We start from the raw sequence: 15,162 nt of genomic DNA, 5'->3' as shown, positions 1-15,162 counted from the left end.
CATGTCGCGGTGCGGTTGGTCGGTGGGGAGTGGAAGACTGACCAAGTGAGGTTGTATCGCGATGAGGCCGTTGTCCTCCGCCAGCACAAGCTGGGGGAGGCCGACCGAATCATCACGTTGCTGACCAAGGAACACGGGCTGGTCCGTGCGGTTGCCAAAGGGGTACGGCGCACCCGGTCGAAGTTCGGTGCCCGGCTCGAACCGTTTGCGCATGTCGATCTGCTGCTGCACCCGGGCCGCAACCTCGACATCATCACCCAGGTCTACAGCCTCGACACCTTTGCCTCGGCCATCGTGTCCGATTACGGTCGCTACACCACGGCCTGCGCGGTCCTCGAAACCGCGGAACGGCTCGCCGGTGAAGAGCGGGCCCCGGCCGACCGCCTTCAACGACTGACGGTGGGTGCACTCCGGGCGATCGCGGCAGGAGAGCGTCCCAAAGAATTTGTACTGGATGCGTTCTTGCTTCGGGCCATGGATTTCGCGGGATGGATGCCGGCGCTGGAACATTGCGCTCGCTGCGGAGATCCGGGCCCGCACCGGGCTTTTCACGTCGCCGCGGGCGGCTCGGTGTGTGTGCACTGTCGTCCGGCCGGATCGGCGACGCCCTCACCCGGCGTCCTCGATCTGATGGACGCGCTCTACCGTGGCCAATGGGAACACACCACCGAGGCGACCGACTCCGCTCGGCGGCAGGCCAGTGGATTGACCGCGGCGCACCTGCAGTGGCACCTCGAACGGCAGCTACGCACGTTGCCGCTGATCGAGCGCGAGGCCCCTCATCGCGGTCTGGCGGCCGCCGGTGCGAATGCCGATACCGGCAGGAAGGACACACGTGATCGCGCGACGGCGCAACACAGCGCAGCAGGCTGAACCGGTAAAAGAGGTCCGGCCACCGGATCCACATCCGTCCGGAGCCCGCCCGCCGGCGATTCCACCGCAATTCGTACCCAAGCATGTTGCTCTGGTGATGGATGGCAACGGACGGTGGGCCACCGATCAGGGACTGCCCCGCACCGAAGGCCACAAGCGCGGCGAGGCCGTCTTGATGGACACCGTCTGCGGCTGCATCGAGATGGGTGTCGGCTGGCTGTCGGCGTACGCGTTCTCCACCGAGAACTGGAGTCGCAGCCCGGACGAGGTGAAGTTCCTGATGGGCTTCAACCGCGACGTCATCCGTCGTCGTCGCGACGAGATGAACGAGATGGGTGTGCGGGTCCGGTGGGCCGGTCGTCGACCGCGGTTGTGGCGCAGCGTCATCCGCGAACTCGAGGTCGCCGAGGAGCTCACCAAGGACAACACCGTGATGACGTTGACGATGTGCGTCAACTACGGTGGGCGGGCCGAGATCGCGGACGCGGCCAAAGAGATCGCTCGTCGTGCCGCCGCCGGGACACTCGATCCGGAACGGATCACCGAAGCTTCCTTCGCCAAGTATCTCGACGAGCCGGACATGCCCGATGTGGACCTGTTCCTGCGTCCGTCGGGGGAACAGCGGATCTCCAACTTCCTGCTCTGGCAATCGGCCTACGCCGAAATGGTGTACCAGCACAAGCTCTTTCCCGACTTCGACCGCCGCGACCTCTGGGACGCGTGCGTGGAGTATGCGAGCCGGGACCGGCGTTTCGGCGGGGTACCGGGGTCTACCGGTGCCTGAGGACAACGGGGAGTCCGGCCTCATCGAGCGGACCGCAGCGCTGTTGGCCCCGGAGATGTCGGTGCAGCGCGGCGACGACGATTCGCTGACCATCTACCACCAGGGGACGGTGGTCTCGATGAGGGCGCTCGCGCTGGCGCCGGGTCTCGATGTGCTGTCGCTGACGCAGGTGCTGGCGTGGGATCTACCGGTCACCGAACAGTTGCGCACCGACGTGGAAGCCGCCTCTGGTGCCTCCAACTTCGGCACCGTCAAACTGGCGGTCCACGAGGTGACCGCAGATGTGCTGCTGCACTACACGTTTCCGGCCGGAACCCTGAGCGACGACGCGCTGCGAACCATGCTGCTGATGGTGCTCGGGACCGGCGCGGACGTCGGCGTCACCATCCGCGGCTGACCTATCACCGTCGAGCGGGCCGAACACGCCGCCTGCGGGCCGAGGTCACGAGCAGGATTGGCAGCGACCGAAGATCTCGACGGTGTGGCTGATGTCGGTGAAGCCGTGTTGTGCGGCGACGTCGGTGGCCCACTGCTCCACACTGTCGGCTTGGATCTCGACCGTGCTGCCGCATTCTCGGCAGACTAGGTGATGGTGATGATGCGCCGACGAGCAGAACCGATAGACCGATTCGCCGTTGTCGGTACGTAGGACGTCGACTTGGCCGGCATCGGCCAACGCCTGCAGATTCCGGTAGACGGTGGTGAGCCCGATCGACTGGCCTGCGGCCTTGAGTTGGTCATGCAGATACTGAGCCGAGCGGAACTCCTCGCTACCGGAGAGGAGTTCGGCGATCGCGCTGCGCTGTCGGGTGGAGCGGACACCGGTGACCGGGCGCTGTTCGGTACCCGAACTCATGAATCGCTCTCCTCGGTCGCGTGTGCGATGGCGTCGGTGACGATATGCGCGAGATGGTCGTCGACCAATGAGTAGACGACCTCGCGCCCAGAGCGTTCACCGTGAACCACACCCGCTGATTTGAGCACGCGCAGATGCTGGCTGATCAGTGGCTGGGGTACCGCCAGAGTTCCCACCAATTCGTGGACGCACCGGCCGCCGCCGAGTAATTGCAGCACGATCGCGATCCGCACGGGGGCGGACAGTGCCCGCAGTAGTTCGCCTGCAGCGTCCAGCGCCTTCTTGTCGACGGCGGTGGAAGCCGGGGTTGCGTGCTGACTTGTCACAGGGCACTTCCGTAGCGGCGGGGGGAATCGAGCGGCTGTTGGAAACCATTTTCATATGCGTGAGCGGCCATGTCAAACAAGCACATCCTGACGCGGGTTCGCACCGCCCGATGAGGCGGGCGCCCGCCGGGCGTCAGGTGCCCCGCGGCGCCCGATAGGCTGTGATCCGTGGCAGGCAAAACCAATCTCGTGGAAACCGTAGTCAACCTCTGTAAACGCCGGGGGTTGGTGTATCAGTGTGGAGAGATCTACGGCGGCACCAAATCGGCGTGGGACTACGGGCCCTTGGGTGTTGAACTCAAGGACAACATCAAGAAGCAGTGGTGGCGCAACATGGTCACCTCCCGCGACGACGTCGTCGGGCTCGATTCGTCTGTGATCCTCCCGCGCAAGGTGTGGGAAGCGTCCGGACACGTCGAGACGTTCAGCGATCCGCTCGTCGAGTCGCTGCACACGCATAAGCGTTACCGCGCCGATCACCTCATCGAGGCATACGAGAACAAGCACGGACATCTGCCGCCCAACGGCTTGGCAGACATCAACGATCCGGACACCGGTCAGCCCGGTGCGTGGACCGAACCCCGCGCATTCTCTGGTTTGATGAAGACCTATCTCGGCCCTGTCGATGATGAGGCAGGACTGCACTATCTGCGTCCAGAGACCGCTCAGGGCATCTTCATCAACTTCAAGAACGTGATGACGACGTCGCGTAAGAAGCCGCCGTTCGGCATCGGCCAGATCGGTAAGAGCTTCCGCAACGAGATCACACCCGGCAACTTCATCTTCCGCACGCGTGAGTTCGAGCAGATGGAAATGGAGTTCTTCGTCAAGCCGGGCGAGGACGAGCAGTGGCATCAGTACTGGATCGATCACCGGCTGAAGTGGTACACGGATCTGGGTATCGATCCGGAGAACCTGCGTCTGTTCGACCATCCCAAGGAAAAGCTCTCGCACTATTCCAAGGGCACCGTCGACGTCGAATACCGATTCGGTTTTGCCGGCGGTGAGTGGGGCGAGCTCGAGGGCATCGCCAACCGCACCGACTTCGACCTCAGCACCCACATGAAGCACTCCGGCGAGGACCTGTCGTACTTCGATCAGGCCACCGGCGAGCGCTACACGCCGTACGTGATCGAGCCGGCAGCCGGCCTGACGCGTTCGCTGATGGCGTTCCTGTGTGATGCCTACACCGAGGAGCAGGTGCCGAACGCCAAGGGCGGCACCGACACTCGAACGGTACTGAAGATCGACCGTCGACTCGCGCCGGTCAAGGTCGCGGTGCTCCCGCTCTCGCGTAACGAGCAGCTCTCGCCCAAGGCGAAGGCGCTGGCCGCCGAGCTCCGGCAGAACTGGAACGTCGAATTCGACGACGCCCAGGGCATCGGCAAGCGTTACCGCCGTCAGGACGAGATCGGTACACCGTTCTGCGTCACGGTCGACTTCGAAACACTCGACGATCAGGCGGTCACCGTGCGCGAGCGCGACACCATGACGCAGGAACGCGTCGCCCTGGACAAGGTTGTCGACTACCTGGCAGTCCGGCTGATCGGCTGCTGAGATCCGCTTCGATTGCTTATGATCGCCAAACGGCAACGAGGCTGACACGTAGAGGTCGGAGCGACTGATGAAGAAGATCCACAGGTCATTGTCCGACGAGGAATACCGTCTGGTCCGGAAGACCAAACGGAAGAAACTCGCGGATCTCGATGAGGACGCTCTGATCGACCTGCACATGCGCACGCGGCGGGCGCGGAACAAGCATGTGAAGAACTATCGGCAGGCGGGCGCCGCCAAGGTCACCAAGAAGGGTGGCCGGGGCGTCGCGCGTCCCGCCAACGCCGACAATGCGGCCCGAGCCGAAGTGTTCGAGGCCGCATTGTCGCGGGTCAGTCGTCAGCTCGGGGTGATTGCGAAGAAGAGCGCTGCCGACCTCAAGGACCTTCGCCTGGGTCAGGCCAAAGGCGACGGTAAGTCGTTCAGCGGGTCGGCCGAGGGCAAGGGCAAGGTCATCTCCGCAGGCAAAGACCGTGTCGATGCGACGCGTAAGTCATCCGGCCGCAAAAAATACGAGGCCTCTTCGAAGGCTGCGGGTAAGCGACGCCAGGCCAAGAAGGACCACCGTTAGCCCACGCGCGTCACTTTCGCAGTCGATTCGGCAGGCCCGTGGCCGGTTGGGTGTATGAACCGGCCGGTATCTGAGATACTGAAGGTTGGGCAAGCCGTTCGGCCACACATGGGGTGAGGTCGGTATATGCGGCGAGAGAGTGGGTAAACCGTGTCTGTGAGTGGAAAAATCGTTCATTTCGACGCCAACAAGGGCTTCGGATTCTTGGCGCCTGATGCCGGCGGCTCGGATGTCTTCCTGCATATCAACGACATCGACATCGACGAGAGTTCCCTCAAACCGGGCGCTGAGGTCGAGTTCGACATCGAAGAGACCGACCGTGGATCCAAGGCGGTCAATCTCGTGGTGACCGGAGCGGCGCCTGCCGGTGCCGCACCCGAGCGTCCGCGTCGCGAAGAGCGGGCACGTCCGGAACGTCGCCATGAGGAGAGCCGTGGCGCCGGTCGTGACGATCGTCGTCGGCCGTCGCGTAGCAATGATTCGGCGACGCTCGATTCGGGTGCGTTCTCGGAGGAGATCACCGAGCTGCTGCTCGATGCCTCCGGAACCTTGACCGCAACCCAGATCCTGGCGATCCGTCAGCGTGTCACCGATTTCGCGATCGCTCGCGGCTGGGTGCTTGACTGACTTGTCGGCGGATACACCGCCCGCGGTTCTCCGTGCCGACTACGACGAATCCGACGTAGAGCGGCCGATTCCGGAGGGCGTGAAGGTTGCTGGGCTGACCGGCACCCGCAATGACTACCGCAGTGCGTTCGCCCGCGACCGCGCTCGCGTACTGCACTGCGCGGCACTGCGCCGGTTGGCCGACAAGACCCAGGTCGTGGGTCCACACGAAGGTGATACCCCGCGTACCCGACTGACCCATTCATTGGAAGTGGGTCAGATCGGGCGGGGCATCGCCATCGGTATCGGTTGCGATCCGGATCTGGTCGAGCTGGCCGGACTGGCGCACGACATCGGCCATCCGCCGTACGGACACAACGGTGAACGGGCGCTGGACGAGGTCGCCAGTGCGTTCGGCGGGTTCGAGGGCAACGCGCAGAACTTGCGCATCCTGACCAGGCTCGAGCCGAAACTCCTTGATTCGCAAGGCCGTAGCGTCGGGCTGAACCTGACGCGGGCGTCGCTCGATGCCACGTTGAAATATCCGTGGACACGCAAGAAGCCCGGTAGCAAGTTCGGTGCGTACGACGACGATGCCGCCGCGCTGGCGTGGATCCGGAACGGTCGTACCGATACCCGGCAGTCGCTCGAGTGTCAGGTGATGGACTGGTCCGACGATGTCGCGTACTCCGTCCACGACGTCGAAGACGGTGTGATGGCCGGGCGTATCGATCTTCGCAGCCTCGGTGACCGGACCGAACAGCGCGATCTGGCCGCAGTGGGCCTAAAGGAATTCCCGGACCTGGAAGAAAACGTTCTGGTCGAGGCCGCGGCGCGGTTGTGGGCGATGGACATCGTGCAAGATGTCGGCGCCTACGACGGCACCATGATCCGGTTGGTGGCGCTCAAACGTCTGACCAGTGAGCTCGTGGGACGGTTCGCATCGGCGGCCATCACCACCACCCGTCGAGAGTCGTCCGAGCGGGCGGTCTGTCGTTATGAGGCAGACCTCGTCGTCCCGCCGATCGTCGCCGCCGAGGTCGCGATGCTCAAGACGCTGGCGCTGCGGTTCATCTTCTCCGATCCGCGGCACCGGTCTCATCAGGCCCGTCAGCGTGACCGCATCCACCGGGTGGCCAACTGGCTTCTCCACGCCGCGCCCGGTGGTCTGGATCCGTTGCTGGTACCGGCCTGGAATTCCGCAGCCGACGACGCCGCTCGAGTGCGGGTCGTCGTTGATCAGATCGCCTCGATGACCGAAGGACGCCTCGAGCGGATGGATCGTCAGAACATGGGCGCATCGGCCCACCTGGGCTAAACGTCGGGGGCAGGCGGACTCATAAGGAGTTCCGCCTAGACTGATCTGCGTGGCAGGCCGAATTCCCGATCGTGACATCACGGCAATCCGTGAAAGCACGCACATCGAGGAGATTGTCGGCGACTACGTCGCGCTTCGCAAGGCGGGCGCCGACTCATTGAAGGGGCTCTGCCCCTTCCACGACGAGAAGTCGCCGTCGTTCCATGTGCGTCCCAACCATGGACACTTCCACTGCTTCGGCTGTGGTGAGGGCGGCGACGTCTATTCGTTCCTCCAGAAGGTCGAACACGTCAGCTTCGTCGAAGCCGTCGAGCAGCTGGCCGATCGGATCGGCTATCAGATCAGCTACGAGGGTGGTGGCACCAGTGTCGTGCGTGATCGCGGGACCCGCGCGCGGCTGGTGGCAGCCAACGCAGCGGCGCAGAAGTACTACGCCGAACAGCTGAAGTCGCCGGAGGCTCAAAAGGCCCGCGACTATCTCACGGAACGGTCCTTCGACGGCGCCACGGCACTGCGGTTCGGCTGCGGCTATGCGCCGGCCGGCTGGGACACGATGACCAAGGCTCTGATGACGCAGGGATTCGAGTTCGCCGAACTCGAGGCGGCCGGTCTGTCGAAGCAAGGTCAGCGCGGACCGATCGACCGGTTCCATCGTCGCCTGTTGTGGCCGATCCGGAACCTCGGCGGCGACATCATCGGCTTCGGTGCCCGCAAGTTGTTCGACGACGACAACCTCGGCAAATACATGAACACGCCAGAGACCATGCTGTACAAGAAATCTCAGGTGCTGTTCGGTCTCGATCACGCCAAGAAGAACATCGCCAAGGGACATCAGGCGGTGGTGGTCGAGGGATACACCGACGTCATGGCCATGCACCTGGCCGGCGTGACCACCGCGGTTGCGTCGTGTGGAACCGCCTTCGGCGAAGACCATCTGGCATTGTTGCGGCGGCTGATGATGGACGACAGCTACTTCCGCGGCGAGGTGATCTACACATTCGACGGCGACGACGCCGGAAGAGCTGCGGCACTGAAGGCTTTTGAGGGCGAGCAGAGTATCGCCGGACAGACCTTCGTTGCGGTGGCCCCGGACGGTATGGATCCGTGTGAGCTGCGGCAGATCCATGGTGATGCCGCGGTCCGGGATCTGATCGCCCGTCGTATCCCGATGTTCGAGTTCGCGGTCAAGGCACTGCTGGGCAACCATGATCTGGACACCGCAGAAGGCCGCGTGCATGCGCTGCGCGATGCAGTACCGGTTGTGGCCCGGATTCGTGATGTGGCGCTGCGGGGCGAGTACGCGCGCCAGCTGGCCGGATGGGTGGGCTGGGAAGAAGTCCCGCAGGTGTTGCAGCGAGTGCGTGAGGAATCCGTCAGGCAGGCGAAGGTCGCGCGGTCGGGTGCCCCCGACACCTCGAAGTCGCGGGACCGGCGGGTGCAGACGACAACCCCCTCGGTGCCCGAACCGGATATCGACGCGAAGAACCCGGGAGTGGTGCGGCCACGGCCGTCCGACCCGAAGTTGTGGGCCCAGCGCGAGGCCCTCAAATCGGCGCTGCAGTATCCGGCCATCGCCGGGACCGTCTTCGACTCGTTGCCGCAGGAGTGCTTCACCGAGCCCGCCTACCAGCTGATCCGGGCGGCGATCGAGGCTGCCGGGGGCACCAGCGCATCCCATGGGGGAGCGCAGTGGGTCGAGACGATCGGTCAGTCGATGGACGGCGCGGTTCTGGAGTCGTTGGTCACAGAACTTGCGGTCGAGTCGATGCTGGTGTCGGAGAACATGATCCCGAAGTACATCGGCAGCGTGCTCGCCAGGCTCCAGGAAGTCTGGGTTGGCTCTCAGATCGCTGATCTGAAGTCGAAACTGCGCCGGATGTCACCAGGGGACGACCCAGACGCCTATAACGCTCTATTTGGCGATCTGGTGGCCTTGGAGGCCTATCGGCGGAGTCTGCTGGAGCTGGCCGTGGGACCGGACGAGAACACGGCCTAGTTCGGCCGGGTGTTCGTCGTGCTCAGTTGTTCCGGTATTCGTCCGGACCGAGCACGGTCGTCTCTTCATCGATGGTCCGCAATTCCGTCAGCTTCGGCTGCGTGCTGATCTTCTCGGAGAGCTTCTGCCTGCCGACGTCCACGGCTTTCTTGGTGGCCGGGGACTCGGCGATGGAGCGGTACGCCCGGTTGATCTGCTCGTAGCGCTTTCGGCCGGCCTTGGCCCCCAGGACGTAGCCAATGCCGAGTGCAGCGAGAAATCGAACCATAAGTGCTCAGGCCTCCGTGGTGCAGTGCGCAGCGGACGTCGTCGGTGCGTCCGCCGGGGTGGTGTTCCCATCCTGCCTGATCCCGTCGAGGGTGGGGGAAACTGGCCTACAAAATGCCTGTCACCAGCACGATTTGGCACTCAACCACCCTCATGCGCTAAAGTTCTTTTCGGCCGAAGGGCCAAGATATTCCCCCATAGCTCAATTGGCAGAGCATTCGACTGTTAATCGAAGGGTTACTGGTTCAAGTCCAGTTGGGGGAGCGCAAAGGTCCAGGTCACCCGGTTTCCGCCGAGAGATCTGGACCTTTTTTGCACCCGTCGTCGCCCACGGACCGGTGATCGATGTCCACGATCGTCGACTGCTGTTGGTCCGCACTTCGCCGGCGCATGGCCAACGCGCCGTGCCGGGGGGCGGGTTACGCGAAAGAGGCGCTCACTCGGTAGCATCAGCGAGGTTTGTGGCGACGATTTCGCCGCACATGGGGCGGTAGCTCAGTTGGTTAGAGCCGTGGACTCATAATCCATAGGTCGCGGGTTCGAGCCCCGCCCGCCCCACCATGGTCTCGCGGTTGGACCCCCTTTCGGGCTCATTGCGACGCGATTTTTCGGGCACTCGCCCTGACCCGCAGCGCCCCGAGCAGACCCACCGCCAGGAAGGCCGCGGACACGTAGAGCGAGTAGCGCGTTGCCTCGGCAAACCCGTCGGACAACAAACGCACCACGTCCGGCCCCGTTTCCCTCAGTTGCCCGTGGCCGCCCTGTTCTCGAAGGGCTCCGATGGCACTGCCCGCGGATTCCCGTGTCGCGTCGGAGAGTCGAGTGGCTTCCGGCGGCGGTACTCCGCCTGATTCGAGTGTGTCCGGCAGGTTTTTCGACAACCCGAAAGCCAACACCGCACCGACCACGGCAGTTCCGATGGCTGAACCCAACTGTCGGACGGTGCTCTGTGTTGCTGATCCTTGACCTGATTCCTGCGGCGGTATGTCAGCCAGGGTGATTCCGGTGAGCTGCGCGGAAGCGAGTCCGAGTCCGGTTCCATAGATCACCAGGAGTAGGGCCAAAAGCCACGGTGCCACAGTCGAAGTGACGAATACCGCGACGACGATCACCCCGACGAGTTCCAGGAGCAATCCCAGGATCACCGTCCCGGGGGCACCGATGAGTGCGGTGAGATGCCTTGCGAGCGAACCGGATATGAATGCGCCGCCTGCCATGGCCGCGAGTACGAAGCCGGCCCCCATCGTGCTCAGACCCAGCGCGTTGACGAGATAGAGAGGCATGACGAACAGCAGTCCGAACTCGGCGATCGCCCCGTCATGGCCGTTACGTTGCCCCAGCTGAATGTAGATGTGCGAAAGAGGTTCAAGTCCAGGATCGCGGACCGATGGACTCGCCCGCGATGTCCCTCCCACAACACAAATGCGATCAGCAAGACGATCCCGATCGTGCCGATCGTCGGCACCACGGACAGTGGTGCGTCAGTCGACCACGTCAGTCCGAATAGATGCAGATCTGCTTTCTGCGTCCACCAGCCGAGCGTGCCACCTTCGATGAGGGCGAAGATCAATGCGCCGAAACCCAAGGCACTCAGTAGCAGTCCCGGTACGTCCAGTCCCGGTTCGAGGACGCCTGCGCGCGTTTCGGGAACCACCACGAACGTCGCGATCAGTAGGGCGACGCCGATCGGAACGTTGATGATGAAGATCCATGGCCAGGTGAAGTCCGTGGTGATCCAGCCTCCGAGCAGTGGCCCGATTGCGGCAACGCCTGCGATGACGGCACCCCACACACCGAATGCGACCGCTCTGTCCTTGCCGCGGAAGATGGAGTTCATCGTGGACAACGTGGCAGGCAGGACACATGCGCCACCGACACCCTGCACAGCTCTGGCCACGATCAAGCTGGTCGCACTGTCTGCCGTGGCGGCCACAAGGCTGCCGATAACGAAAATCGTGATTCCGACGACGTACAGCCGGCGCCGACCCAATCTGTCGCCGAGGCGGCCTGAGAGGGTGGATTGGTGGATTCACCATATGCCGGTGTGGCGGCCCTGATGCAGCAAATGCTCCGCCTGGATCGATCTGCTCCACTTACACGCGTCCCACGTGGAGCGTATGCGAATAGGCGGAGCGCTTATGAGCGAAATTTGAGCGGTGTGACGCCGATGGGCGTTAAGTTCTTGCGCGCCAGTAGGTGTCACGAAACCATCGTTGATGGAAACGAATTATGTTGTGCTGCAGCGGAGTACGAGGCCCTCGTTGGATGAGTGTGCGGGGTAGTCGAAAACCTTGCGGATTCGTGCGTCGTCAGCGAGAGGAATACCCCGGAAATCGAGAAGTGTGACCTGCGCAATAGGTGGTCCCCACCGTGACTTGCACGATGGGGTGCTCGTCAGGACTGCAGATCGCCGGTACGGGGAATTGGTCTGACAAATGCGTCTGCCCCAACCCTGGTCGGGGTCGGGGCAGACGTGTTCTGGCCGCGCTACGCGGTGGTCCGTGCCCTATTTGTGCGCAATGGCGGGCTCGGATCCGGTGATGTCTAGTGCACTTCGTCGTATGCTTCGATGATCGCTCCCGGAATTCGACCCCGGTCGCTGATCTCGTATCCCTCTTCTTTGGCCCACTCCCGAATCGCTTGTGTGGGAGCCTTTTCGACCTTCTCCGCTGCCCGGCCGCCCTGGCGGGAGGTGTTGACACGCCGCGATGCGCTCAGGTACTTGGCGAGTACCCGGCGGAATTGTTCTGCGTGCTTCGGGGAAGTATCGAACTCATATTGTTTGCCATCGAGTCCCCATCGCACGGTCTCGAATTCTTCGAGAACCTTTCCGTCGAGGTCGTCGATGAACTCTACTACTTGCTTCTTAGCCACTTCTGGACTCTCCACTCATTTTTGCGACCGACGAACACCAATTCGAGGCTGATGGAGGTCAATCATAACAACTTGACCTGAGAAGAAGGCAAAAGAACGCAATAGTTGGGGGTTCGACAAGTCCAAGCATAGATCTGATGGCTTAGAACATCGGCATACAGCGCTCTGATCGTGGATCCCGACATCAACCGAGCGGTGGGCAGATCACTACCGACTTGTCCGTATTACGTTAGGGAAACGGATGGAAATCAGATCAAGAGATCTCTGTTGATCCCGCCCATTCTTGAACCAGACCGCGGATCTCGTCGCGGGTCATTGCGCGGCCGGTTGATGATTCGCTGGCGAAGACCTCTGGGTCCATCTCCGAGCGCATGGTCGCACCAAAAGAGGCGAGCTCGACCACGTCCATCTTCTCCGGGCTGTAGCCGGTGAGTTCGGTCATGTTGTCGACGACGCCGATGAGACGGCTCGCGATGTCATGGCGCCCGCGCCGGAAAAGGGCATATGCCAATGTGAACAGCGCGACCATCCAAGAGGTGAGGTCGTAGGCCCGTTCGCAGTATCCGACCATCTGGGCCAGCTTGCGCTCTGCGGGACCATCCCACTTCCCTTGGGCGATATCACTTTTGGCATGTATCCAGAGTGCGGATGCGCCCAGCCAGTCGTAGCCGCAGTCGCGTGCGGTCGCGACGGCGGCATCCAGGTATTCACCCGCCGACACGTGGTTGCCTGCGCGGAAGTCTGCGGTACCCAAGGACATCAAGGCCTCGCCGACAGTCCATGGTGAGTTGTACCTACGACCGATCTCGAGTGCTTCGTCGGCATGTATCCGGGCGGCGTCGACCACGCCGGAGCCGGCTTCGAAAAAGGCCAGTGTCACCGTGGCGTCGCCGCGGGCGACTTGTTCGACCCCGTCATCGGACCGGATATCGAACTCGGCACAGATCTCGCCGAGGCGGGTCAATGCTGCAAACAGGGCCGGGAGGTCGGCGCCGAGGTAGCACATGATCGCGCGGCCGGCGATCGCGCGCGACCGGGTGGCGATGGGAACGCTTGTCGGAGCGTCGACAGCGGGTTCGAGCATGCGCATGCCCTCGTCGGCGAAACCCCGCCGAAACCAGAACCAATAAACATTGCCGACAATCTCGAGATATGTCCGCGAATGGGGGTCGACGCAGTCGATCGCAGCGCGGACATTGGCCATCTCGGCGTCGAGGCGACGGGTCCACTGCAAGCAGCGTGGGCCGCGTAGACCCAGATAGGCGGCGGTGGCAAGAGTGACCACCCAGTCGATGTGGGCCTGACGTAGATATGCGGCGCGTTCCGGATCCTGCTGCACCTGTGCGTAGCTGCGGAGGGTTTCGAGCATCATGTAGCGGCGGGGATCACCGCCCATGACCTTGAGCATCGATTTGTTCACCAGTGCGGTCAGGTCGGCGAGGAGTCCGCGGTGGCCGGTGACCTGCTTTGCGGCATCGAGGTCGAAGCCGCCTGTGAAGACCGCGAGATCGCAGAACAACTGCCGCTCGTTCACGGTCAACGACTGGTAGGAACCCTCGATGGCGGCCTGCATCGTGGCATGCCGTTTGTTGGTCCGGGGTCCACCGCGGAGGATCTCGAATCGATCGTCGAGCATGTCGATGATCTGCCGGACCGACAGTGTTGCCGATTGGCCGGCTGCGAGCTCGATCGCCAGCGGCATGTGATCGAGTGCAGCGCAAAGTGTTTCGATGTCCTCGGGCGTGGCGTCGGCTGCGGCGGAACCGGCACGTTCGAGGAAGAGTTCGGCCGAGTCCGCGAGAGGAGGCATCTCGAAGGTCGATTCTCCGGCGACACCCAATGCCTCACGACTCGTGGCGAGTATCCGGACCCGTGGGCACGTGCGCAGGATCGCGGTTGTCAACGCTGCGACCTCGTCGAGTCGGTGTTCGCAATTGTCCAGTACGAGAAGGAAATCGCGGTCGTGCAACAGCGACGTCAGCACCGGGATCCCGCCGTTGAGTGTCAGGCCGAGCGCGGAGACAACCGTGTCGAGTACCGCGGCGGCACTCTGTGCGCCGGCGAGTTCGGCCAGCCATGGGCCGTCGATGTCTTTGCGTTCTCGGGCCACCTCGAGTGCGGCCCGGGTCTTGCCCATGCCCCCGGGGCCGACGAGTGTGACAAGGCGTTGTTCGGCGACGAGGTCGGCGATGTCCTTGATCTGTTCGACACGTCCGACCAGAGAGGTCAGAGCCAACGGTATGTTCCCGGTGGGGCGTTCAGGATTCGCGGTCGGACCCGATTTCGGTGTCGCCCGGAGATCGGGTTGCCCCGACATCAGGAACGAGTCCTGGTTCAGGATCGCACTCTGGAGATCGAGCAGGCTCTGACGTGGATCGGTACCGAGTTCGTCGGCAATACGTTCGCGGGCCGTTCGCAGCGATGCGAGCGCATCACCCTGGTTGCCGGCCCGGTACTGCGCCAGCGCCAACAGTTCCCATGCGCGTTCCCGGAGCGGGTCGGCCGCGACGATGGCTTCGAGCCCCGCAGTGACCGCGGCGTATTCGCCGCAATCGGACCGGGCCGCGAGGTGATCTTCGAGGGCATCGTCGCGAAGGCGTTCGAGGCGGACGGACTCGATGGCGGCGAACTCCCAGTTGGCGGCGTCGGCATAGGCTGGGCCCCACCATAATTCGAGGGCCTCGGCCAACGTGTGCCGCGCTGCGTCGGCGTTTCCCGCGGCCAACTGATCGTGACCTGCCTTTGCCAGGGTCTCGAATCTGCCGGCATCGACCTGTTGGGGGTCGATGGTGAGCGCGTATCCGGTGCCGCGGCGGACGAGGATCGCAGGGGCCGATCGACCACGTTCGGGTTCGAGCGCTTTGCGGAGCGAAGCCACATAACCCTGGAGAGTCAGTTGAGCGGACCGCGGGGGAGTGTCGCGCCAGAGGTCGTCTATCAAGCCGGTATCGGGGACCATCTGGCCACGGGCCATCACCAGTCGGGCGAGCAGAGCGCGGGGGAGTGGTCCACCGAGTGCAACCGGTTCGCCGTCCCGGATGACAGTGAGCGCGCCGAGTACTCGCACCGATATGTCTGGCATGCCATGAGAATAGAGAATCGAGACCATCGCGTCAGATCGGTTTGTCGATCCAGTC

General features: G+C 63.3%; 15 protein-coding genes and 2 tRNA genes. 10 read left to right on the top strand and 7 right to left on the bottom strand.

The features are described 5' to 3' along the window. The first annotated feature begins 45 nt into the window (after window positions 1–45). From recO to AC1TQG_RS00390, 3 genes are read left to right on the top strand one after another with little or no spacing between them, the layout of a single operon-like run. Window positions 46–873 carry a DNA repair protein RecO gene (gene recO, locus AC1TQG_RS00400; RefSeq protein ID WP_482134985.1) on the top strand — a complete coding sequence of 276 codons (828 nt, stop codon included), beginning with the start codon at window positions 46–48 and terminating at the stop codon, window positions 871–873. Then, complete coding sequence (locus AC1TQG_RS00395) at window positions 836–1,657, top strand: isoprenyl transferase (protein WP_482134984.1); 822 nt, start codon at window positions 836–838, stop codon at window positions 1,655–1,657. Before recO ends, AC1TQG_RS00395 begins: the two co-directional genes overlap by 38 nt. After that, window positions 1,650–2,054: a hypothetical protein gene (locus AC1TQG_RS00390; RefSeq protein WP_482134983.1), complete on the top strand. Its 405-nt coding sequence runs from the start codon at window positions 1,650–1,652 to the stop codon at window positions 2,052–2,054. Before AC1TQG_RS00395 ends, AC1TQG_RS00390 begins: the two co-directional genes overlap by 8 nt. A 45-nt stretch (window positions 2,055–2,099) precedes the next feature. Here the strand turns inward: AC1TQG_RS00390 and AC1TQG_RS00385 are convergent, their stop codons facing one another. Further along, on the bottom strand, window positions 2,100–2,513 hold the full coding sequence (locus AC1TQG_RS00385) for a Fur family transcriptional regulator (RefSeq protein ID WP_482134982.1): 414 nt from the start codon (window positions 2,511–2,513) through the stop codon (window positions 2,100–2,102). Next, window positions 2,510–2,839: an ArsR/SmtB family transcription factor gene (locus tag AC1TQG_RS00380; protein WP_482134981.1), complete on the bottom strand. Its 330-nt coding sequence runs from the start codon at window positions 2,837–2,839 to the stop codon at window positions 2,510–2,512. Before AC1TQG_RS00380 ends, AC1TQG_RS00385 begins: the two co-directional genes overlap by 4 nt. A gap of 168 nt (window positions 2,840–3,007) precedes the next feature. Between AC1TQG_RS00380 and AC1TQG_RS00375 the strand changes: the two genes are divergently transcribed. The 5 genes from AC1TQG_RS00375 (at window position 3,008) to dnaG (ending at window position 8,884) form a co-directional block, all read left to right on the top strand. Then, a complete protein-coding gene (locus AC1TQG_RS00375; RefSeq protein ID WP_482134980.1) occupies window positions 3,008–4,396 on the top strand; it encodes a glycine--tRNA ligase in 1,389 nt (462 codons plus the stop codon). Window positions 4,397–4,463: 67 nt separating this feature from the next. Further along, entirely contained in the window at window positions 4,464–4,964 is a 501-nt protein-coding gene (locus AC1TQG_RS00370; RefSeq protein ID WP_482134979.1) for a hypothetical protein, read from the top strand. Between the two features lie 150 nt (window positions 4,965–5,114). After that, window positions 5,115–5,591 (top strand): cold-shock protein, encoded by a 477-nt coding sequence (locus AC1TQG_RS00365; RefSeq protein ID WP_482134978.1) that lies wholly within the window; start codon window positions 5,115–5,117, stop codon window positions 5,589–5,591. Window position 5,592: 1 nt separating this feature from the next. Then, window positions 5,593–6,888, top strand: coding sequence for a deoxyguanosinetriphosphate triphosphohydrolase (locus AC1TQG_RS00360; protein WP_482137210.1), 1,296 nt, complete (start codon window positions 5,593–5,595; stop codon window positions 6,886–6,888). A 49-nt stretch (window positions 6,889–6,937) separates the two neighbouring features. Then, window positions 6,938–8,884 (top strand): DNA primase, encoded by a 1,947-nt coding sequence (dnaG, locus tag AC1TQG_RS00355; RefSeq protein ID WP_482134977.1) that lies wholly within the window; start codon window positions 6,938–6,940, stop codon window positions 8,882–8,884. A 22-nt stretch (window positions 8,885–8,906) separates the two neighbouring features. Here dnaG and AC1TQG_RS00350 read toward each other — a convergent pair whose 3' ends face one another. After that, window positions 8,907–9,152 carry a hypothetical protein gene (locus AC1TQG_RS00350; protein ID WP_482134976.1) on the bottom strand — a complete coding sequence of 82 codons (246 nt, stop codon included), beginning with the start codon at window positions 9,150–9,152 and terminating at the stop codon, window positions 8,907–8,909. 190 nt (window positions 9,153–9,342) lie between these two features. Here AC1TQG_RS00350 and AC1TQG_RS00345 point away from each other — a divergent pair. Both AC1TQG_RS00345 and AC1TQG_RS00340 read left to right on the top strand, forming a co-directional pair. Next, a tRNA-Asn gene (locus AC1TQG_RS00345) sits at window positions 9,343–9,415 on the top strand. A 220-nt stretch (window positions 9,416–9,635) separates the two neighbouring features. Further along, window positions 9,636–9,712 (top strand) — tRNA-Ile (locus AC1TQG_RS00340). A 29-nt stretch (window positions 9,713–9,741) separates the two neighbouring features. On the opposite strand, the gene AC1TQG_RS00335 is transcribed toward AC1TQG_RS00340, so the two are convergent. The 4 genes from AC1TQG_RS00335 to AC1TQG_RS00320 all read right to left on the bottom strand — a co-directional run bounded on the left by AC1TQG_RS00335 (window position 9,742) and on the right by AC1TQG_RS00320 (window position 15,107). After that, entirely contained in the window at window positions 9,742–10,434 is a 693-nt protein-coding gene (locus tag AC1TQG_RS00335; protein ID WP_482134975.1) for an MFS transporter, read from the bottom strand. Next, the gene (locus AC1TQG_RS00330) at window positions 10,401–11,141 is read right to left on the bottom strand and encodes an MFS transporter (RefSeq protein ID WP_482134974.1); all 741 of its coding nucleotides are present in this window, start codon (window positions 11,139–11,141) and stop codon (window positions 10,401–10,403) included. The genes AC1TQG_RS00335 and AC1TQG_RS00330 overlap by 34 nt, the downstream gene beginning before the upstream one ends. 554 nt (window positions 11,142–11,695) lie before the next feature. Then, the gene (locus AC1TQG_RS00325; protein ID WP_482134973.1) at window positions 11,696–12,025 is read right to left on the bottom strand and encodes a histone-like nucleoid-structuring protein Lsr2; all 330 of its coding nucleotides are present in this window, start codon (window positions 12,023–12,025) and stop codon (window positions 11,696–11,698) included. 253 nt (window positions 12,026–12,278) lie between these two features. Beyond that, window positions 12,279–15,107 carry an AfsR/SARP family transcriptional regulator gene (locus tag AC1TQG_RS00320; RefSeq protein ID WP_482134972.1) on the bottom strand — a complete coding sequence of 943 codons (2,829 nt, stop codon included), beginning with the start codon at window positions 15,105–15,107 and terminating at the stop codon, window positions 12,279–12,281. Window positions 15,108–15,162 lie beyond the last annotated feature (55 nt).

The organism is Williamsia sp. Y844 (assembly GCF_056786475.1).
This window is presented reverse-complemented; position numbering and strand designations above follow the sequence as displayed.